General features: G+C 65.9%; 19 protein-coding genes. 5 read left to right on the top strand and 14 right to left on the bottom strand.

Annotation, left to right across the window (positions count from 1 at the left end):
• The first annotated feature begins 196 nt into the window (after positions 1 to 196).
• The 3 genes from ACQR07_RS23170 (at position 197) to ACQR07_RS23160 (ending at position 2,316) form a co-directional block, all read left to right on the top strand.
• Positions 197 to 769, top strand: a complete 573-nt coding sequence (locus ACQR07_RS23170) for a glycosyl transferase (RefSeq protein WP_434904449.1) — start codon at positions 197 to 199, stop codon at positions 767 to 769.
• 66 nt (positions 770 to 835) lie between these two features.
• Complete coding sequence (locus tag ACQR07_RS23165) at positions 836 to 1,765, top strand: bifunctional helix-turn-helix transcriptional regulator/GNAT family N-acetyltransferase (protein WP_434904448.1); 930 nt, start codon at positions 836 to 838, stop codon at positions 1,763 to 1,765.
• 131 nt (positions 1,766 to 1,896) lie between these two features.
• Positions 1,897 to 2,316 carry a hypothetical protein gene (locus tag ACQR07_RS23160; RefSeq protein ID WP_434904447.1) on the top strand — a complete coding sequence of 140 codons (420 nt, stop codon included), beginning with the start codon at positions 1,897 to 1,899 and terminating at the stop codon, positions 2,314 to 2,316.
• A gap of 33 nt (positions 2,317 to 2,349) precedes the next feature.
• On the opposite strand, the gene moaB is transcribed toward ACQR07_RS23160, so the two are convergent.
• From moaB to ACQR07_RS23145, 3 genes are read right to left on the bottom strand one after another with little or no spacing between them, the layout of a single operon-like run.
• A complete protein-coding gene (gene moaB, locus ACQR07_RS23155) occupies positions 2,350 to 2,910 on the bottom strand; it encodes a molybdenum cofactor biosynthesis protein B (RefSeq protein WP_434904446.1) in 561 nt (186 codons plus the stop codon).
• A 12-nt stretch (positions 2,911 to 2,922) separates the two neighbouring features.
• A complete protein-coding gene (gene ypfJ / locus ACQR07_RS23150) occupies positions 2,923 to 3,843 on the bottom strand; it encodes a KPN_02809 family neutral zinc metallopeptidase (protein WP_434904445.1) in 921 nt (306 codons plus the stop codon).
• Complete coding sequence (locus ACQR07_RS23145) at positions 3,830 to 4,084, bottom strand: hypothetical protein (protein WP_434904444.1); 255 nt, start codon at positions 4,082 to 4,084, stop codon at positions 3,830 to 3,832. The genes ypfJ and ACQR07_RS23145 overlap by 14 nt, the downstream gene beginning before the upstream one ends.
• A 147-nt stretch (positions 4,085 to 4,231) precedes the next feature.
• On the opposite strand from ACQR07_RS23145, the gene ACQR07_RS23140 reads away from it, so the two are divergent.
• Positions 4,232 to 5,365, top strand: a complete 1,134-nt coding sequence (locus tag ACQR07_RS23140) for a site-specific DNA-methyltransferase (protein ID WP_434904443.1) — start codon at positions 4,232 to 4,234, stop codon at positions 5,363 to 5,365.
• Between the two features lie 3 nt (positions 5,366 to 5,368).
• Here the strand turns inward: ACQR07_RS23140 and ACQR07_RS23135 are convergent, their stop codons facing one another.
• The 7 genes from ACQR07_RS23135 to ACQR07_RS23105 form a co-directional block, all read right to left on the bottom strand.
• Positions 5,369 to 6,082 (bottom strand): hypothetical protein, encoded by a 714-nt coding sequence (locus tag ACQR07_RS23135; RefSeq protein WP_434904442.1) that lies wholly within the window; start codon positions 6,080 to 6,082, stop codon positions 5,369 to 5,371.
• A gap of 70 nt (positions 6,083 to 6,152) precedes the next feature.
• On the bottom strand, positions 6,153 to 6,308 hold the full coding sequence (locus ACQR07_RS23130; RefSeq protein WP_434904441.1) for a hypothetical protein: 156 nt from the start codon (positions 6,306 to 6,308) through the stop codon (positions 6,153 to 6,155).
• 528 nt (positions 6,309 to 6,836) lie between these two features.
• Positions 6,837 to 8,480 (bottom strand): EF-hand domain-containing protein, encoded by a 1,644-nt coding sequence (locus tag ACQR07_RS23125; RefSeq protein WP_434904440.1) that lies wholly within the window; start codon positions 8,478 to 8,480, stop codon positions 6,837 to 6,839.
• A 141-nt stretch (positions 8,481 to 8,621) separates the two neighbouring features.
• The gene (locus ACQR07_RS23120; protein ID WP_434904585.1) at positions 8,622 to 11,189 is read right to left on the bottom strand and encodes an HWE histidine kinase domain-containing protein; all 2,568 of its coding nucleotides are present in this window, start codon (positions 11,187 to 11,189) and stop codon (positions 8,622 to 8,624) included.
• Positions 11,190 to 11,191: 2 nt separating this feature from the next.
• Positions 11,192 to 11,785 carry a biliverdin-producing heme oxygenase gene (locus ACQR07_RS23115; RefSeq protein WP_434904439.1) on the bottom strand — a complete coding sequence of 198 codons (594 nt, stop codon included), beginning with the start codon at positions 11,783 to 11,785 and terminating at the stop codon, positions 11,192 to 11,194.
• A gap of 372 nt (positions 11,786 to 12,157) precedes the next feature.
• Positions 12,158 to 12,571 (bottom strand): nuclear transport factor 2 family protein, encoded by a 414-nt coding sequence (locus tag ACQR07_RS23110; protein ID WP_434904438.1) that lies wholly within the window; start codon positions 12,569 to 12,571, stop codon positions 12,158 to 12,160.
• A 33-nt stretch (positions 12,572 to 12,604) separates the two neighbouring features.
• On the bottom strand, positions 12,605 to 13,030 hold the full coding sequence (locus tag ACQR07_RS23105) for a nuclear transport factor 2 family protein (RefSeq protein WP_434904437.1): 426 nt from the start codon (positions 13,028 to 13,030) through the stop codon (positions 12,605 to 12,607).
• 98 nt (positions 13,031 to 13,128) lie between these two features.
• Here ACQR07_RS23105 and ACQR07_RS23100 point away from each other — a divergent pair, with 98 nt between their 5' ends.
• The gene (locus ACQR07_RS23100) at positions 13,129 to 14,061 is read left to right on the top strand and encodes a LysR family transcriptional regulator (protein ID WP_434904584.1); all 933 of its coding nucleotides are present in this window, start codon (positions 13,129 to 13,131) and stop codon (positions 14,059 to 14,061) included.
• A 49-nt stretch (positions 14,062 to 14,110) separates the two neighbouring features.
• Here the strand turns inward: ACQR07_RS23100 and ACQR07_RS23095 are convergent, their stop codons facing one another.
• From ACQR07_RS23095 to mutY, 4 genes are all read right to left on the bottom strand, one after another.
• Positions 14,111 to 14,731, bottom strand: coding sequence for a glutathione S-transferase family protein (locus tag ACQR07_RS23095; RefSeq protein ID WP_434904436.1), 621 nt, complete (start codon positions 14,729 to 14,731; stop codon positions 14,111 to 14,113).
• A gap of 135 nt (positions 14,732 to 14,866) precedes the next feature.
• Complete coding sequence (locus ACQR07_RS23090; protein ID WP_434904435.1) at positions 14,867 to 15,853, bottom strand: MBL fold metallo-hydrolase; 987 nt, start codon at positions 15,851 to 15,853, stop codon at positions 14,867 to 14,869.
• 312 nt (positions 15,854 to 16,165) lie between these two features.
• Positions 16,166 to 16,318 carry a hypothetical protein gene (locus ACQR07_RS23085; protein ID WP_434904434.1) on the bottom strand — a complete coding sequence of 51 codons (153 nt, stop codon included), beginning with the start codon at positions 16,316 to 16,318 and terminating at the stop codon, positions 16,166 to 16,168.
• An 859-nt stretch (positions 16,319 to 17,177) separates the two neighbouring features.
• Entirely contained in the window at positions 17,178 to 18,281 is a 1,104-nt protein-coding gene (gene mutY / locus ACQR07_RS23080) for an A/G-specific adenine glycosylase (RefSeq protein ID WP_434904433.1), read from the bottom strand.
• Positions 18,282 to 18,376: the final 95 nt, after the last annotated feature.

The raw sequence follows: 18,376 nt of genomic DNA, 5'->3' as shown, positions 1-18,376 counted from the left end.
TGAGGATCGAGAACCACACCGTGGCGATGAGCAGTGCGTCCCAGGAGAGATTTGCGCTCCAGCGAACTCGATTTCTCGCCGGAGCCCTGCGGCCCTCGCCAACTGCTGCAAAATTCCGCAGCGCAGCGGGCTGATTTGGCCGTGACAAAATGATAACACTCCGGGCGGAGGCACTGAAAATCCCGATGTCCGGTTCATGCTGAGCGTGATCATTCCGACCGCAGGAGTCGAGCAGACCGCCGTGGCCACCCTGTCCGCGCTGGTGCCGGGAGCTGCGGCAGGTGTCGTCACCGAGGTGCTGCTGGTCGACCGCTCCGCCGATTCCAGCGTGATCGAGCGCGTCGCCGACGTCGCCGGCTGTCACTTCATGACGTTCGAGGGCTCCCATGCCGCCGCGCTGGCGGCCGGCGCCGCCCAGGCGCGCGCCCCATGGCTTATGTTTCTGCCGGCCGGCGCAATGCTCGATCCCGGCTGGATCGATGAGACCGTGCAGTTCGTGCAGAGCGTGGCGGCGGCGGGCCGGCCGCGCGCAGGCGTGTTTCGCTACGCCCGCTCGCCCTACGCGGACACCAGCCTGCGCGACCGCCTGCGATCGGTTGCGCGGGCGCTGGTCGGGCCGCTCGGCGACCAGGGTCTTCTGATCGCCAGGGATCATTACCGCCAGATCGGCGGCTACAAGGCGGACGCCAAGCGCGCCGAAGCACAGCTGTTGCGCCGGCTCGGCCGCTCGTCGCGCACCATGCTGCGCAGCCGGATCGTCATGGTGTAGGCCACCTCCATACTTGCCAAAGTCAACAAATTTGTTGACAATGGCAAGCATCGAGGAGATGCCGCCATGCCCGATGTGCAGCCCGACGGTTCGGTCACTGCCGTTCGCGCCTTCAACCGCTTCTACACCAGAAAGCTCGGCGCGCTCGATCAGCATCTGCTGGACAGCCCGTTCTCGCTCGCCGAGGCGCGCGTGCTCTACGAGCTCGCCCACCGCGACGCGACGACGGCCAAGGAGATCGGCCTGCTGCTCGGTCTCGATGCCGGCTATCTCAGCCGCATCGTGCAGAGCTTCGACGAGAAGGGCCTGATCAGCCGCACGCCCCTGCCCTCGGACCGCCGGCAGCAGCAGCTCAGCCTCACCGCCAAAGGGCGCCAGACCTTTGCCAAGCTGGATCGCAGCTCGCAGACGGCGATCGCGGCGATGCTGGCGGCGCTCGGCGCGCCGGCACGTGAGCGGCTGGTCGGCGCGATGGGCACGATCGAGCGCCTGCTGCAGGAGCCGGCGCAGACACGTCCCACCGTCGTGCTGCGCAGCCACCGTGCCGGCGACATCGGCTGGGTCGTCGCCCGGCATGGCGCGGTTTACGCCCAGGAGTATGGCTGGAATGCCGAGTTCGAGGCGCTGGTCGCCGAGATCGGCGCGCAATTCATCCGGAGCTACGATCCGGCGCGCGAGCATTGCTGGATCGCGGAGCTGGACGGTGAGCCGGTCGGCTCGATCTTCCTGGTCAAGGCCAGCGACGACGTCGCCAAGCTCAGGCTGTTGCTGGTGGAGAAGACGGCGCGCGGCTTCGGCGTCGGCCGCGCCTTGACCGAGCAGTGCATCCGCTTCGCGCGCGAGACGAACTACAAGACGATCGAGCTGTGGACGCAAAGCATCCTCACCGCCGCGCGCGACATCTACGCCCGCGCCGGCTTCCGCAAGGTCGCCGAACAGCCGCATGCCTCGTTCGGCGTCGAGCTGATCGGCGAAACGTGGCGGCTCGAGCTTTGATTTGCCGATGGACGACAACTGCCGGTAGGTCGACATCATCTCCACACCACGCCGAGCATGCCGATTGCGGAGTTCCCGTGCTTCGGTAGTATCCCGCGAAACGGAGTGGGGTCTCAGCGGTGATGAACGTGATGATGCGATCGAAGCTTGCGGCGCTGGTTGCGCTCGCAAGCCTGTTTGGAGCCGGCACGGCGGCTCATGCCGCGCCGAAAGCAACCGGCAAGGAGCGCACGACGGTCACGATCACGCGCACGACCGATTTCCTGTATCTCGCTGCGCCCGCCGCGGTCGAGATCAACGGCACCAAGGTGGCGAGCCTCGGCCGTGGCGAGAGCTACAACGGCCCGCTCGTGCCCGGCGCCACGACCATCACCGTGTCGACATGGTCCACGCCGGGGTCTTCCAAGATCACTTTCAACGCCGTCCCCGGCAAGACCTATCGGATGGTGGTCGGCCCGCGCGGGGAGAATTTCGCGGCCAACATGCTCGGTGGCCTGATCGGCGCGGCGATCGAAGGCGGCGGCGCCTTCGGGATCGGTCCGGCGAAGTAACGCCGAACGAGCCGACGTCGTCGTCTCGCCGCGTTATGCCGTCGCGCCTTGCGCCTTCGGCCGGCGCAGATGCTCGTCGAGCCGCGGCATGATCTCGACGAAATTGCAGGGCCGCGTGCGGTAGTCGAGCTGCGCGGCGAGGATGCCGTCCCAGCCGTCGCGGCAGGCGCCGGGCGAGCCTGGCAGGCAGAAGATGTAGGTGGCGCCGGCGACGCCCGCGGTGGCGCGGCTCTGGATCGTCGACGTTCCGATCTTGGCGTGGCTGAGCAAATGGAAGGCGATCGAGAAGCCGTCCATGCGCTTCTCGAACAGCGGTTCGATCGCCTCCGGCGTGACGTCGCGGCCGGTGAAGCCGGTGCCGCCGGTGGTGATGATGACGTCGACGCCGGGATCGGCGATCCAGGACCGCACCACGGCGCGGATCTTCTCGACGTCATCGGTGACGATGTCGCGCGCCGCGAGCTTGTGGCCGGCCGCCGTCAGGCGGTCGCTCAAGGTGTTGCCGGACTTGTCGTCGGCGAGCGAGCGCGTATCCGACACCGTCAGCACGGCGATGTTGAGGGGGATGAAGCTCTTGCTCTCGTCGATCGCCATGATCGCTCCTCCCTACAGCGAATTGGCGGCGAACGTATTGCAGGCCTGCACCGTGCCCTGCTGATAGCCGACCATGAACCAGCGCTTGCGCTGCGCCGCCGAGCCGTGCGTGAACGAATCCGGCACCACGCGGCCGGTCGCCTGGCGCTGCAGGGTGTCATCGCCGATCGCCGACGCCGTCGTCAGCGCGGCGTCGATGTCGCCCTCCTCCAGGAAGCCCGGACGCTTCTTGGCCTCGCGATTGACCCAGACGCCCGACAGGCAGTCGGCCTGCAGCTCGACCTTGACCTGCAGCGCGTTGGCTTCCGCCTTGCTGCCGGACTGCTGCTGCATCCGCGTCACGCGCGGCAGGATGCCGAGCAGGTTCTGGATGTGGTGGCCGGCCTCGTGCGCGATGATATAGGCCGCGGTGAACTTGCAGGCACTGCCGGAGCAGCCGCGGAACCGGGTTTCCACCTCGCGGAAGAAGCCGGTGTCGAGGAAGATCTGCTTGTCCGGCGGACAATAGAACGGCCCCATCGCCGACTGCGCCATGCCACAGCGGCCGCCATTGGTGCTGTTGCGGAACAGCACGATCTTCGGCCCGCTATAGCTCTGGCCGCTGGACTGGAAGATCTCGGTCCAGCGGTCGTCGATCTCGCCGAGCACGCCGGCGATCATGTCGCCCATCTCGTCCTTCGGCGCGCCGGTCTTGCCGGACGACCGGCGGTCGGTCTGATAGGTCGGCGCGCCACCATGGGTGATCATCTCGGCGCCGCCGATCAGGATGCGCGGGTCGATGCCGAAGGCGTAACCGATCAGGCCGAGCACGATGATGGTGCCGATGCCGAGCCCGCCGCCGCCGATCGGCAGACCCATACCGCCGCCCATCCCGCCGCCCTCGTCGCGACGGTCGTCGATGTCGTCGCTGCGACGGAAATCATCGTAACGCATGGCGGCCTTTCCTCATGATCCCTAGCGCGGCTCTGCGCGAAATGCCCACGCGGCAAACAGGTAAAATTTCCACTGTGTTAATCAATAACCCGGCCGGCAAATTTTGCCTAGCGCGGCGCGAAAATTCCACCACCTTCGCCGCATCGATGCATGCCGGCGGTGCGCGCATCCATTCAAAAAAATCCACCGCGATCGCGACGTTGCGCACAAGTTGCAATTCATCGACGAGCGGCTTTTTCACCCGCGATGCGCATCATGAAAGCGCGCACATCGATGCGAAAAATTTTCCGGGTTAAGTCCATTTTTACTTTGCCACGCCAATGTGTGGCCAGTCGGTTGTTAGGTCCCGCGTCGCCGACAGCGTCGCCTGAGTCAGAGTTCTTGAGTCATGGTTGAGTCGCGTCGCGGGGCGTCTGCAAGGGCGCCCCGCACTAAATTTCAGGCTCTCGAAGAGCACCGAATCGTCGTCGGCGACTGCGTCGCCGAGATGTCGAAACTGCCAGGCGCATCCGTCGACCTGGTGTTCGCAGATCCTCCCTACAATCTGCAGCTCAAGGGTGAGCTCAAGCGTCCCGACGAATCGCAGGTCGATGCCGTCAACGACGATTGGGACAAGTTCTCCTCGTTCACCGCCTATGACGACTTCACGCGCGCCTGGCTGCTCGCCGCGCGCCGCCTGATGAAGCCGAGCGCGACGATCTGGGTGATCGGCTCCTATCACAACATCTTCCGCGTCGGCGCGATCATGCAGGATCTCGGCTTCTGGATCCTCAACGACATCGTCTGGCGCAAGTCGAACCCGATGCCGAACTTCCGCGGCCGCAGATTCACCAACGCCCACGAGACCATGATCTGGGCGGCGCGCGACGAGAAGGCGAAGGGCTACACCTTCAATTACGAATCGCTGAAGGCCTCCAACGAGGACGTTCAGGCGCGCTCCGACTGGCTGATCCCGCTGTGCACCGGCGAGGAGCGGCTGAAGGACGGCGGCGGCAAGAAGATTCATCCGACGCAGAAGCCGGAAGGCCTGCTGGCGCGGGTGCTGCTGTCATCCTCGAAGCAGGGCGACCTGGTGATTGACCCGTTCAACGGCACGGGCACCACGGGCGCCGTGGCAAAACGCCTCGGCCGCCGCTACATCGGCTTCGAGCGCGACAAGGTCTATGCAGAAGCGGCAGAACGACGCATCGCGGCGGTCGAGCCGCTGCCGGAAGCGACGCTCGCCCCGTTCATGACGGCGCGCGAGGCGCCGCGGGTCGCGTTCTCGGAATTGATCGAGCGCGGCATGATCGCGCCCGGCGCCAAGCTCGTCGATTCCAAGCGGCGCCACGGCGCGCTGGTGCGCGCCGATGGAGCCATCATGCTCGGCGACAAGGTCGGCTCGATCCATCGCATCGGCGCGGTCGCCCAAGGGCTGCCGGCCTGCAACGGCTGGACGTTCTGGCACGTCGAGACCAAGGGCGGGCTCAAGCTGATCGACGAGCTGCGCGCCGAGATCCGCTCCGAGATGACCGCCGCCTGACGTCTACGACTTGCGGCGGCCCTGCCCGGAATAGCGGGCCAGCAGATCCTCGACCTCGTACTGGTCGTCGTAGCGCACGTCGTCGCGCGGCACGACCGAGACCTGCGAGGCGCGCTGCGCCGGCTGCTCGCGGCGCCTCGACATCTCTTGATAAAGGCTGCCGACCGGCGGCAGGTGCATGTGATCGAGCTCCGGCTCCGCCGGCCAGCGCGACATGCGGCGCGTGGCGACCGGCTCGATCCGCAACTGCCGCCGCCTGGCACGGGCCCGTGCAAGCAGGACGCTGATCGAGAAACCGGCGACCGCGACCGCGGCGAGAAACGCCAACAGCCGCGTGCGCGCCGCATCGTCGCTGAAGCCGCCGACCGGCGCTACGGGCATCGCTTCGGCCACGGTCTGCGATGGCGCGGCCGGCGCGGCTGTCTCCGACGGCGCAACATCGCTCGATGCTGCAGCCAGCACGATGGACGTCGAGCGCGGTGCCGGCGCAGGCTGTGCCTGAAGGGTGTCGGACGTATCCGGCCAACGCGTCGCAACTGCGGATTCGCTCGCGACGGCAGCGGATTCATCGACCACGGGCGCCGATGTCAGCGGCTCGGCGCTCGCAGCGGCCATCGCGGCGGACGGCGAGGCAGCGGTCGCGCCAAGTGCTGCGACCGGCGGAAACAGCACCGTTGAACGCGCCGCAGCGCTCGGGATCGACGGCGACGACTTCACCTCGTCCGCCGCCCGATTGGGCGCTGACTGAATTTCTGCATGCGCATCGGCGGCCGATGACGACAGCGGCTCACGCGCCCGATGCGATGCCAGCTTGCGCTTGACCAGCGACGCACCCTGCGCAGCGCGGTCGTCGCCAAGATACCAGCACTGCTTCTTCGTCGTGCGATCGACGCGATAGAACCAATGCTTGCCCGCCGGCGTGCCAGCTGGCTTCGCCAAGCATTCGTCAGCAGCCGATGCCGGTGAAAACTCGATTGTCACCGCAGCCGCTCCCGCCAGCGCGACAGCTGCAACACACGGCAACAATTTCGCCGTTCGATTCGTCATCAGACCTCCGACGATTCAACGCCCCCGATGCGCCGTTTCGGCGATGACTACGTTCGGAATAAGGCTGCAGAGGTTCCATTTGTCGAAACAATGTTAGAACAGCGGTCGGCCTTGGATGCCTTCTAATTATTTGGAGCTGTTTTGTCGCAGCAACACGCGACGTTAGCCCGCCATGTGATCGCTTTACCTGCAGCGTCGCACTATCAACAACACGCGGATGTGAGACGGCGCGCACAGAAAAATTATGCACGCCAATCATCGCAAGCAGAGTATCGGCCACGAAGATCAACAAAGGCGGCGCGATTATTCAACCTTTGAGCTACAAGCCAGGAAGTGCCCGCGCCAAGGTTGATAGTTCGCCATGTCGGACGCGACAGCACGCTCGAATCACGCGCGAGCATCGCACCCGCATTGCGCATCCCGATCAGCGCGCGCGACAGACACTGCCCTTGCTCTCACCCGTCTCCTCAACGATGACGCAGGAGTGGCCGGGATCGCCGTCGGGGTAAGGCGTGCCCTTCATGACCAGGAAGGTCACCGAATGCGCGCCGTGCAGTCCGGCGGGAAAGCGAATCTTGCTGCGCACGATGTACTCGCCGCCGCGGTTTTCGCTGAGCGCGCCTGATGCAAGCAGCTGGACCAATCCGGCCTGGGAAGGCAGCACCTCGTAGGGCACCGCCGGCATTGAGCTCACCACGGTCTTCGGATCTATCTCCACGACGCCGCCGGGGAAGAAGCGCATCATCTCGTCGCGCGCGCGGCTCGGCCCCATCTGGATCGTGGCATTGCCGCCGCTGCCGATGATGGTCAGCGTACCCTCGCGCTTCCTGATGATCAGCGGGGTCTCGCGGTCGTCACGGACCGTCTCGATCTTGCCGGACGGGGCGAAGAAGGCGCTGACGGAGTATCTGCCAGCAATCACGTCCGGCGCCTTTCCGGTCATCCGGCGCACCGATCCCGCACTCATCAGCGAGCCGCTGGATGGCGCCTCGGAAAAATAGCTGAGGCAGTTCGTCCGCTTCAGGAAGCTGACGCGCTCGGCGGCAACGCCGGTCACGCCCGCCAAGGGCGCGGCTTGCGCGTCGGTCCGGTTGGGACGGTTCTCCATGCTGGTCGCGACGATCCGCTCGATGCGCTCGACGGCGCCCGAGACCTGCCAGATCGTGGCGCGATGGGTCGGAACCACGATGTAGAGCGGATCGCTGCCCGGCTCGATCACGATGCGCCCAGCGCGCACTTCGACGTCCTGCGAGCCCAGGGTGACGTTCGACAGCGCTTCCGCCTCGTAGCCGCCAAACAACAGCACCTTGGCGTTGTCGGATGCGGCCGGCAGATCGCAGCCGGCCCGCTCCACCTCTTCCTTCTTGGCTGCGGCCGCACGGACCATACTCTGGGTATAGTCGGTCGCCTCCTGCTGCGAGATCGTGCCGTTGCCGTCGGCATCGACCTTGCGGAACAGGGCTTCACCGACGCTCAGATAGTCCTGCAGAGTCACCTCGTCCTTGCCGGCGGCATCCAGCGTCTGGCGCGTGCGCGCCGCTGCTCCGCTGCTGTTCCCCTGCGCGGCAGGCGGCTTGGCCGCCTCCGCCATCGAGATCCAGCCGTCCTTGTCCGCGTCGAGCGCCATCAGCCGCTGAACGGTGCTGTCGATCTGCTTGTCCGGAGAGAAGCCGCTGCTGACACTTTGAGCCTGCCCCAGTTGGAATCTCAGCTCATAACGCATCATCCGGCGGATCTCGTCCTCGGTGACGAAGCCGTCACCGTTCAGATCGTACCGGAGCACACCCATCATCAACTGGTGCCTGGCCTGGGCCGCCTCCACGGTGCCGTGCAGATCGACATCGCGCGCGGTGAGCCGGCCATCGCCGTCGGCATCGAGTTGCAGAAACTCGTTGCGCTGCTGTTCCAGAACATTCTCGAGCGTCGCACCCGCCTGAATGCGCGCCAGCAAAAGCGGCGGAGCCCAATCCGGCCTCCGCTCTGCGCGCACGGGCGACACGGCCACCATCATTGCTGCCATCGCGCCGGTCACGATCGCGAATTGAAGTGTGCTTTGCTGACGAGACATGCGTCCTCCCCACTGGCTGCATGGTCTCCTCTAGCGCAGATCGTGGACAGTTCGGACCACACGTCCGAACGAATCGCGCGCCAGCGTAAATCGGTTCGCGCAGCCAAGATGAAATTGCGCAGCGTCAGCGTAATGATCGATTTACCGAGCAGGATCGTCGCGACCGGCGGCCGCCTGCTTCAGCATCTTCGGCAGGGCCTTCTCGACCAGCTCGCGCGTGTACGGCTTCTGGATCACCGGCGCGTCAGCAAGCTCCGCAGGGATCGGCGCGCGCTCGCCATAGCCGGTGGCGAACATGAAGGGCACGTCGAGCTCCTTCAACCTGTGCCCGACCGCGAGGCTGCTCTCCGCGCCGAGGTTGATGTCGAGCAGCGCGAAGCTCGGCACTGCGCGTTCGATCGACTTCAATGCCTGATTGACCGAGGCCGCCGTATCGACATGCCGCGCGCCGAGCTCCAGCAGGATGACCTCGGCGCCCATCGCGATGATCAGATTGTCCTCGACGATCAGCACGGTGCCGGAGAGGCGCGGCATCTGCTCCTCCTTCGCGTGCTGACGCGAAGGTGCGCCGGACAGCGCCGGCACCATCTGCACGAAGTTTGCTGGGATGACGAAGCGCGCCTGCACGCCGAGCAGGTCGAAGCGGATTTCGGCGTCGCCCTTCAGATCGAACGGCACCGAGCGCTCGATGATGGTGGTGCCGAAGCCGCGCCGCGATGGCGGCTGCACCGGCGGCCCGCCGCTTTCCTTCCAGTCGATGACGAGGCTCGAAGCCGGATCCAGGCGCCAGATCACCTGAACCTGCCCGCTGGAATCCGCAAGCGCGCCATACTTTGCGGAGTTGGTCATCATCTCGTGCACGACGAGCGCGAGCGTTGCGAACGCCTTGGGGTCGAGCGCGACGTCCGGCCCCTCCATCCGCACCCGTCCCGCGCGCGAGCCGAGATAGGCGCCCGCTTCCGATTCGAGCAGATGGCGCAACGCCACCGGCGCCCAGTTCAGGTTCGTGATCTGGTCATGCGCACGCGCCAGCGCCTGGATGCGCCCGCCCAGCACCGCGGCAAACTCCTCCACCGAGGTCGCCGTGTCCTTGCTCTGCGCGACCAGGCCGCGCACCAGGCTCAGGATGTTGCGGACGCGGTGGTTGAGCTCGGCAATCATCAGCTCCTGCCGCTCCTGCGCGCCGCGGCGCTCGCGCGCGGCGAGCTCCGACAGCTGCAGGATCACCTCCAGGAGCGTGACACGCAGGCTCTCGGCAATGCGCAGGTCCGCCGCCGTCCACGGCGTCGACTGGCCCGCCACCGTCTGCTGCCACAACTCGAAGCTCTTGCGCGGCGTCAGCCGGGCGCCGAGCGGACCTTCGGCATAGGTCTTGTTGGGATCGCCCGCCCAGTTGACCGAGCGCAGCACTTCGCGGCGGAAGAAGATCAGGCAGTCGCGTGGCGTCCGCGAGATCGGGATCGCCAGGAACCCGGCGGCGCGGTCGCGGAACGACTCGCCCGCGGCATAGACCTTGGCGATCTCGGCGCTGGCGCAGATGCGGCCGGGCGAGGTGCGGTTGATGAAGCCGACGAGATCCTGCACTTCCTGCTCGGTCGGCGTCTCGCCATCGAGCGTGATCTCGTCGTCGGACCACACTGCAATGCCGTCGCATTCGATCATCTGCCGATAGTCGGCGACGAAATCGAGGATGGCGCGCTTGCTGTGGGCCTGTGCCGCCGCGCGCTCGATCAGCCGCTCCTGGATCTGATGCGCGCGCGTCTCGTAGGCAACGTCGGTCTCGCGCTCGCGCGCCTCGAGCAGCCAGGAATACATCTGGCCGAACAGCTCCGCGGCGGTGCGCTTCTCGAACGACAGATGCAGCGGCGAATAATGATGACAGGCGAACAGGCCCCACAGCTTGCCGTCGCGCAGAATGGACACCGACATCGACGCCGCGACGCCCATGTTGCGAAGATATTCGATGTGAATCGGCGAGACCGCGCGCAGCACGCTCATCGACAGGTCGAGGAGGCCTGCATTGTGCGTGGGCGTCGACGTCAGCGGCGCCGGGGCGGCATTGATGTCGGCGATGATGCGCAACCAGTTGCGCTGGTAGAGCTGGCGGGCCTGTCGCGGAATGTCGGAGGCCGGATAGTGCAGCCCCAGAAACGGCTCGAGGCCGGAGCCTGCCGTCTCGGCGATCACCTCGCCCGAGCCGTCCGGGTGAAAGCGATAGACCATGACACGGTCGAAGCCGGTGAGCAGCTTGAGCTGCCGCGCAGCCTCCTGCGCAAGGTAGATTGTGCCCGTCGTCTTGCGGATGCGGCCGAGCATCAGCCGCACCAGCTCGCCCGAATTGACGCCTGGCTCGACCATGCTCGGCTCGGCTTCGACGACGAGATACGCTCCGGAGAAATGGATGGCGAGATCGAACAGCCGGCCCTTGCCGAGCAGATCGACGCCGAACACCCGCTCGACCGCGTCAGGACCGCTCAGATAGTCGACACGGGCGCGGATCGCCGCAACCGCCGCCTCCGACAGCAGATCTGCGATCGGCCGGTTCAAGATCCAGGCGAGATCGCCGCCGAGATAGTCGGGCGCGTTCTCCGAGGCCATGCAGATCGTGAAGTCCGAGACCAGCGCCAGCAGGAAGCCGAATGGCTGCACGTGGCCGGGAACGTGGATCGGCTCGCGATCACAATTGGTAAGGTTGACCGGCTCGTTCATGGTCATGCGTTCGCTACCGCTGCCGCAAACAGCGCGAACGCGCCGAGCGCACTCTCCATCATCAGGATCTCGTCATCCGCCGTCGTCGGCCCGCGCGACAGCTGAGACAGGAAACCTTGCCAGAGCCCGGCGCCGGCGCCATGACGGAGATAATTCGTGGCTCGCCGCACCCGCGGGTCGGCCGATGCGGCAACGATGCGCAACAGATAGGTCGCGCCCAGCCGCGATCCTTCGAGAACATAGAGCGTGCCGAAGATGAAGGCGCGATCGCGCCGTGCGAGCGGCAGGCTCATCGGACGCGCCACGCCGTCGAGTTCGCCGAGATCGGCCATGATCGCGGACGAGCGCCGCCTCAGGAACCAATCGTCGATGTGGCCGGCGACGCCCGCCTGCTCCAGCGCGGCCTCCAGCGGCAGCAGCGCGGCGGCGCTGGCTTGCAGAAAGCGGCGATAATGGACCGTCGTGGTGAGATCGAACTGGCAGAGCCGCTCATCCAGCGCATGATGCGCGCCGGCGGTGGCGAGCTTCAATCTGTGGCGGATCCCTTCGGTGCTACCGGCAAAAGGCGGGTCGTCGGAAATGGCAGCCAGCGGCATCGAGGGGCCCACAAAAAGGAGAGCGGCCGCAGGCGCGCGACGGCTCCAGTAAACGCCGATCGACGACTCTGGTTCCGGCTCGCTTCCATTGTTTTCCATGCGATGGCCAGGGCGAGAAATGGAGGTCCAGCGCGGCGCTCCGTCTCGCTTGGTCGTTGTCGCGACAAACGATCCTGGCAGTCGATGACTCCATCATGCCCGGGCTTGTCCCGCCTGCGCGGCCGAAGCCGCCTCGGCGCGGCGAAGGCCCGGGCATCCACGTGGTTCTCGGCGTGCTGAACGACGTGGATGGCCGGGACGAGCCCGGCCATGACGGCGCAGAGACAGACGAGCGCACCACTCCGATCGTCATCTTAGATAGCCCTGCACCGTCTAGGGTGGGCCGAGCACGTTTTCGATCAGGAGCGTGTCGCAATATTCGATCCATTCCGTGATCAGTCCGTCCTCGAGCCGAAGCACGTTGCAATAACTGTTGTCGTAGGCGCGTCCATCCGCAGTGGTGTTGCGGCCGCGGGCCTGGACGACGACGCGATCGCCTTCCGCGATCAGCCGGAGCGGAATCGTCGTGATCCGGCCGAGTCGGGCCCGCAGCGGCGCGAACAATTCGACGAGAACCGTCTCCTTGCCGTCATAGCTGCGCGACCACGAGCCGCTGCCCATGATGACGAAGCGGAACGAGTCGGACAGATGCGCCAGCAGCGGCTGCGGATTGCTCTTGGCCAGTTCGTCGAACACGTGCTGGACGATCTGCTTGTTCTGTTCACTCGTCATGCCCGCATCGCTCATCGGTAATTCTCCTTCGATCCTGTGATGTCGGCATCAGCCGGCCTGCCTGAGCGAGGGCGGAAACGGCCCGAGCACCGCTTCCGTCAGCGCCGAGTCGCAATACTCCCGGATCTCCACGATGCGCGCCTCGCGCAATCGATAGATCAGGCAGTAGTCGTTGTCGTACGCCCGTCCGTCCCTGGTGCGCATCGCCCCCTTGGCTTCGACCACGACGATGTCATCCTCGGCGATGAAGCGCAGCGGGACGGCGCGGCGTCCCTCCGCGAGCAGGCTGGCGAGGTGACCATGGAGATTGCGCAGCAGCGCCTCCTTGCCCCTGATCGTCTGCGACCATGAATATTGTCCGGTGATCACCATCGTGACGTCATCGGCGATGGCCGCGACATAGGCCGTGCGGTCGCCCGCGGCCGCCGCCGCGAGCAGATCATGCATCAATCGCTTATTGGCGCTGGCGCTCATGACATCGTTCCTCCTGAACTCTCGGTGGGAGCAGAACGAGCTTGAGCCAGGTCACGGCATTCTTCCAATCGATATCGAATATGATATCTATTCGTCTGATGAATTTGGCCGCGCTCGATCTCAACCTGCTGGTGGCGCTTGATGCGCTGCTCCGCGAGAGCAGCGTCAGCCGGGCCGCCCTGCGCATCGGCCTGTCTCAGCCGGCCACCAGCCACGCGCTGCAGCGGCTGCGCGAGCTGCTTGGCGATCCGCTGCTGGTGCGGACCGGCGCGCGCATGGAGCCGACACCCCGCGCGCTCGCGCTGCAGGCGCCGCTGGCGCAGGCGCTGGATCAGGTGCGCGGCCTGTTCACCCCGGATGTCTTTGACTCCAGCAGCAGCGAGCGCCAGTTCCGGCTGATGATGCCTGATCTGGCGGTCGAGCTGCTGATGCCGTCCCTGATGGCCAAGGCGACGCGGTCCGCTCCGCATGTCCGCATCGACGTGGTGCCGTGGCGGGGACCTGCGATCTTCCACGCCGAGTTCGCCCGCACCATCGACATGGTGATCTCGATCGGCAACGCCTTCAAAGGCTTTCACCGCCAGTTGCTCTACACCGACAGCGATGCACTTGCGGTCCGGCGCGGCCATCCTGCAACCAGGCGGCTGAGCCGGCGCGAGGGCTTTCTCGCCGCCCGGCATGTCGCCGTGGTCCTGCGCGGCCAGAGCGAGGACCTGATCGACAACTGGTTGCGCAGCAAGGGCTGGGAGCGGCGAATCGCGCTGGTGGTCCCGAGCTACATCGAGGCGCTGCACGTCGCCGCGCGCACCGATCTCGTCGCCTTCGTGCCGCGCCGGCTGATCGCGGCGCTAGCCCGGCCGTTGTCGCTGGCAACCGTGACGCCGCCGCTCGATCCCGGTCTCGACGAGCAATACATGTTCTATCCGACGCGGGCGCAGGTCGAGCCTGGCTCGATCTGGCTGCGCAACCTGATGCTGGAGACCGGCCGCGAACTCGGCAGCGCGCCTGCGCGCGCGGTGAAAGGCAGATGAGCGGACGATGCGGGCCGTCTCCGGAGCCCGCAGTCCGCTGACGACGCCGTCAGGCCGCGAGCTCGGCGAACGCCTTCTGCACCGCCGGCCGCTCCGACATGCGCTTGAAGTGGTCGGCGACCTTCGGGAAGGCGTTGATGTCGACGCTGTCGCCTTCCAGCCATTGCGCGAGCGTGAACAGATACGGATCGCAGATCGTATACTGCTCGCCCATCACCCAGGGGCCGCGCAGCATCTTCTGCTCGATCAGGGCGAAACAGGCGCCCATCGTCTCCGGCACCTTCCGCTTCATGTCGGCGAAGGAGGATTCCTCGGTGGCCCAGCGGTGGCCGCGCATCTTGTGCGCGTGGGCGATGTGGACGGTCGAGCAGAGATAGCTGGTGAACGACTGCACCTCGGCGAAGGCGAAGATGTCGTCGAGCGGCGCGAGACGCGCCTCTGGGAAGCGCTGCGCGATATAGGCCAGCATCGCTGGCGTCTCGGTCAGGATGCCCTGCTCCGTCACCAGCGCCGGAACCCGTCCCTTGGGATTGATCGCGAGATATTCCGGACTGGTCTGCTGGCTGGTCTTGAAGCTGAGCTTCTCGACCGCGTAGGAAGCGCCGGTCTCGGCGAGTGCAATGTGGGAGGCGAGCGCGCAAGTGCCCGGCGCGACATAGAGCTTGAGCATGATGATCCCCGGATGAAACGAGCTGCGAACCTAGCGGCAGCGGCATCGGCCGTCCATCCCGCTTGTCCGGGGAACACGTCCGCGCGGCCAGCATGCGCTGGCCGTCGCGGGAATGCGGGGTCAGTCAGCCTCCGGTCAGATCGGCGCTACGTCCATGGTATGCACCGCCGTCGGATAGTAGCGGAAGCCGTCGCCGAGCTTGCCGATGTGGCCGATGCCCGGCCACGGGAAGTGATAGCCGAGAATACGCGTGCGGTTCGCCGCGAGCATGTCGAGCACGCGCACGCGGGTCTTGGCGGCCTGCTTCGGATCGGTGTCGTAGGCGAACTCGATCAGCGGCTTCTCGATCAGCAGCACCGGATGATGCGAGATGTCGCCAATATAAGCGAGCTGATCCTTGCCGGACTGGATCAGGAAGATGGTGTGCCCGACCGTGTGGCCCGGCGTGAACATCGCCTGCACGCCCGGCAGGAACTCCTGGCCGTCCTTCAAGAAGGTGATGCGGTCCTTGACCGGCAGAAGATTGCGCACCGCCTGCTCGTAGAAGGGCTTGTAGTTGGGGCCGACCTTGGCCTCGTCGGTCCAGAAGGTGAAGTCGGCCTCGGAGATGAACAGCTCGGCATTCGGGAAGCTCGGCTTGCCGTCCGGCCCTACCACGCCGCCGCAATGGTCGATGTGCGCGTGCGTCATCACCAGCGCATCGACGTCCTTCGCCTCGATGCCAGCCTGCTTCAAGGTCATCAGCATCTTGCCGGTGGTGTCGCCGAACAGTTTCGAGACGCCCATGCCGTTGTCGAAGATGATGATCTTGTCGCCGGTGTTGAGCACCAGGATGTTCTGCTCGAGAGTTGCGGCGCCGACCGGCAGGAAATTGTTCGTCAGCATCGAATCGAGCTCGCCGGGGGAAATGCCGAGGAACGCCGCATGGGGATCGCCGAGCGGCAGCACGCCGTCGGAGATGATGGTGGCCTCGGCCGTGCCGAGCTTGAAGCGAAAGAAGGTCGGCGCCTGCGTGTTCAGGAATGGGCCCTTGGCCAGGACGGGACTGACGAGTCCGGACAGTCCTGCCGCAGCGCCAAGACCGATCATCGAGCGACGTGAGAGTCCCGTAAGCTTTGCCATCTTTGCCTCCCTCTTACCAATCTGTTTCTTGCTCGCGTTGGTCCGAGCTGCCGCCTTCGATATCGTGACTCCACGATCACCCGACGCTCTCTTCTCCAAGAACACGCGGCTCATGGCCGTGTGCAGCCCCGGCTTCCAAGCTGACTCCTCATGGTGAGGAGGCGCGCAGCGCCGTCTCGAACCCATGAGGCCCCAGCGCGGGCCTCGCCCTTCGAGACGCCCGCCTGCGGCGGGCTCCTCAGGTGAGGAGCAGCAGTCGACACCGATCCACCCGCTCAAAGAGCGTGAACTTCAAACACAATCTAAGATTATCTACATCCGCAAGGCAGTCGCAACGTAAAAGAACGTCGGAACGAAAGGATTCGGCGCTGCAGTCGCGAACTCCGCCGCAGCGCGCGAGCGACGGAACAAGCGAAGCTTCGCCTTCTGAAAAAAATAAAAACCTTGCGCTTTATCGGAATCCATGATTGTCTCTCGCCATCCCGCCTCGAGCAGAGGGACGTTGCGCGCGATCGTCACGACACGTGAGGCGGGGAGCGATGGCCGAATGGTGCCGCAGCGTGTCCGCAAGGATGCGCCGACGAACGGCAGCGTGCGGACGTGAAGTCGCAGCGTGCTGGCACCCCGAAGCTGGTGTCCCGCGCAGTGCGCAAGCATTGTCGCGAATGGTGGCCAACAAGCCGGCGCACCAGGCAGACTGCGTATAAGCGTGAAGACCATCGCGCAGGGAATGCCGGCTGTGTTCGGCTGAACCTGTGGTACCTGCCGCCTGCATTCTTTTCGCAGGCGGGCCATGGGTGCGGCCAGCATCCGGCATTCCCTGCGCCCTCTGCATTTGCAGGGGGACGAGCGATCGCAAGCCTCGGGCATGCTATGCCGCGAGAATACGATGTCATGTTCATCGCCTCTCTGACTTTATCTTTGATATAACTCTCTATCGCTCATGCTCGCCGCTGTTTGAACCGTGAATCCTCCTTCACCCTCGGTTGTCGTCCCGGACAAGCCACGGCGCGCGACAGCGCGTCGTGGCGCCGATCCGGGACCCACACTCCGCAGCGGTCGTGATGCGCGAAAAGCCAATGGCCAGCGTGCCCCAATCCGCTCCCTGGGGGTATGGGTCCCGGCGTTCGCCGGGACGACGGCGGTGAGTGTTCGAAACGGCTGCCGTAGGGTGGGCAAAGCAGCCGCCGAAGGCGGCAGCGTTCCCACCGTCGTGCAGCGCAATCGGAGCCAGATGGTGGGCACGGCGCGCGCGACAGCGCGGCATGAGGCGTGCGCAGTGCTGCGCGCCTTTGCCCACCCTACGGACCGAGAACTACGCGCTTCACTCCCCCAGTCCATGCGCCACGACCTTGCGCATCACGTTGGGCAGCGCCTCGCCGTCGAGCGTGGCGATCGGCACCCAGCGCATGTCATCCGGCGCGCGCGTGCGGGCCGGCACCTTGGCGGTGTAGACTACGAGCTCCAGCGGAAAGTGGGTGAAGACATGCGTGACGACGCCGAGCTTGCGGTGCCAGCGCTTCACACCCGCCAGCTCCGGCGCCTGCGCCAACGCCTCCGCATCCTCCTGGCCGGCCAGCCACGCCGAGCCGGGGACCTCGGTCATGCCGCCGAGCAGGCCCTTCGCCGGGCGCGAGCGCACCAACAGCTCGTCGGCTCTGACGACGACGAAGGCGGCGCCGCGCCTGAGTGCGCCGGTCTTCTTCGCCGCCTTGCGCGGGAACGTCTCCTGGTCGCCGCGCTCGCGCGCCGCGCAGTCCTCGTTCAGCGGACAGAGCGCGCAGGCCGGCTTCTTCGGCGTGCATATGGTGGCGCCGAGATCCATCAGCGCCTGCGCGCTGTCGCCGGCACGTGACGGGCCGAGCAGGGTCGCGGCCAGCGCCTGGATTTGCGGCTTGGCCTGCGGCAGCGACTCCTCAACCGCGAACAGCCGCGTCGTCACGCGCTCGATGTTGCCGTCGACCGGCATGGTATGGCGATCGAACGCGATCGCGGCGATCGCGGCTGCGGTGTACGGGCCGATGCCGGGCAGCTTGCGCAGCCCGTCCTCCGCGTCCGGGAACACGCCGCCATGCTCGCGCATCACGGTGACCGCGCAGGCATGCAGGTTGCGCGCCCGCGAATAATAGCCAAGCCCGGCCCACATCCGAAGCACGTCGTCGAGCTCGGCGCTGCCGAGCGCGGTGACGTCCGGCCAGCGCGCCAGGAATTTTTCGAAATAGGGCCCAACCGCCTTCACCGTGGTCTGCTGCAGCATGATCTCCGACAGCCAGACGCGATACGGGTCGGAGCGATGCCCCGCCGGCGCCCGCCACGGCAGCCGCCGGCGATGACGGTCGTACCAGGCGAGCAGCTGCGCCGGGCGCTCGGCGGCTGGATCAATCCGCTGTTGGTTCTTGCGCTTGGAAGGAAGGGCTGATGACACCATTGGCTTAATCTAGTACGTCAGGAGCGATCGTCGCCCGCGGAACAGCGGTCTCGTCCACGGCTTTCTTCGCGCCGGACCGACGACCGCACCACGAG

Origin of the sequence: Bradyrhizobium sp. HKCCYLS20291, from assembly GCF_051167715.1 — a bacterium.
In the GTDB taxonomy this organism is placed as follows: domain Bacteria; phylum Pseudomonadota; class Alphaproteobacteria; order Rhizobiales; family Xanthobacteraceae; genus Bradyrhizobium.
The sequence above is the reverse complement of the archived record's forward strand: the minus strand, read 5'-3'. Positions and strand labels throughout refer to the sequence as shown.

Bases quoted from the DNA above. Each gene is read 5' to 3' on its own strand.
- mutY (WP_434904433.1), bottom strand. From the start codon at position 18,281: ATGGTGTCATCAGCCCTTCCTTCCAAGCGCAAGAACCAACAGCGGATT.
- moaB (WP_434904446.1), bottom strand. From the start codon at position 2,910: ATGGCGATCGACGAGAGCAAGAGCTTCATCCCCCTCAACATCGCCGTG.
- ACQR07_RS23140 (WP_434904443.1), top strand. From the start codon at position 4,232: ATGGTTGAGTCGCGTCGCGGGGCGTCTGCAAGGGCGCCCCGCACTAAA.
- ACQR07_RS23085 (WP_434904434.1), bottom strand. From the start codon at position 16,318: ATGGATTCCGATAAAGCGCAAGGTTTTTATTTTTTTCAGAAGGCGAAG.
- ACQR07_RS23170 (WP_434904449.1), top strand. From the start codon at position 197: ATGCTGAGCGTGATCATTCCGACCGCAGGAGTCGAGCAGACCGCCGTG.
- ACQR07_RS23100 (WP_434904584.1), top strand. From the start codon at position 13,129: ATGAATTTGGCCGCGCTCGATCTCAACCTGCTGGTGGCGCTTGATGCG.
- ACQR07_RS23115 (WP_434904439.1), bottom strand. From the start codon at position 11,785: ATGCCGCTGGCTGCCATTTCCGACGACCCGCCTTTTGCCGGTAGCACC.
- ACQR07_RS23110 (WP_434904438.1), bottom strand. From the start codon at position 12,571: ATGAGCGATGCGGGCATGACGAGTGAACAGAACAAGCAGATCGTCCAG.
- ypfJ (WP_434904445.1), bottom strand. From the start codon at position 3,843: ATGCGTTACGATGATTTCCGTCGCAGCGACGACATCGACGACCGTCGC.
- ACQR07_RS23120 (WP_434904585.1), bottom strand. From the start codon at position 11,189: ATGAACGAGCCGGTCAACCTTACCAATTGTGATCGCGAGCCGATCCAC.
- ACQR07_RS23160 (WP_434904447.1), top strand. From the start codon at position 1,897: ATGATGCGATCGAAGCTTGCGGCGCTGGTTGCGCTCGCAAGCCTGTTT.
- ACQR07_RS23105 (WP_434904437.1), bottom strand. From the start codon at position 13,030: ATGAGCGCCAGCGCCAATAAGCGATTGATGCATGATCTGCTCGCGGCG.
- ACQR07_RS23095 (WP_434904436.1), bottom strand. From the start codon at position 14,731: ATGCTCAAGCTCTATGTCGCGCCGGGCACTTGCGCGCTCGCCTCCCAC.
- ACQR07_RS23165 (WP_434904448.1), top strand. From the start codon at position 836: ATGCCCGATGTGCAGCCCGACGGTTCGGTCACTGCCGTTCGCGCCTTC.
- ACQR07_RS23125 (WP_434904440.1), bottom strand. From the start codon at position 8,480: ATGTCTCGTCAGCAAAGCACACTTCAATTCGCGATCGTGACCGGCGCG.
- ACQR07_RS23130 (WP_434904441.1), bottom strand. From the start codon at position 6,308: ATGCTTGGCGAAGCCAGCTGGCACGCCGGCGGGCAAGCATTGGTTCTA.
- ACQR07_RS23090 (WP_434904435.1), bottom strand. From the start codon at position 15,853: ATGGCAAAGCTTACGGGACTCTCACGTCGCTCGATGATCGGTCTTGGC.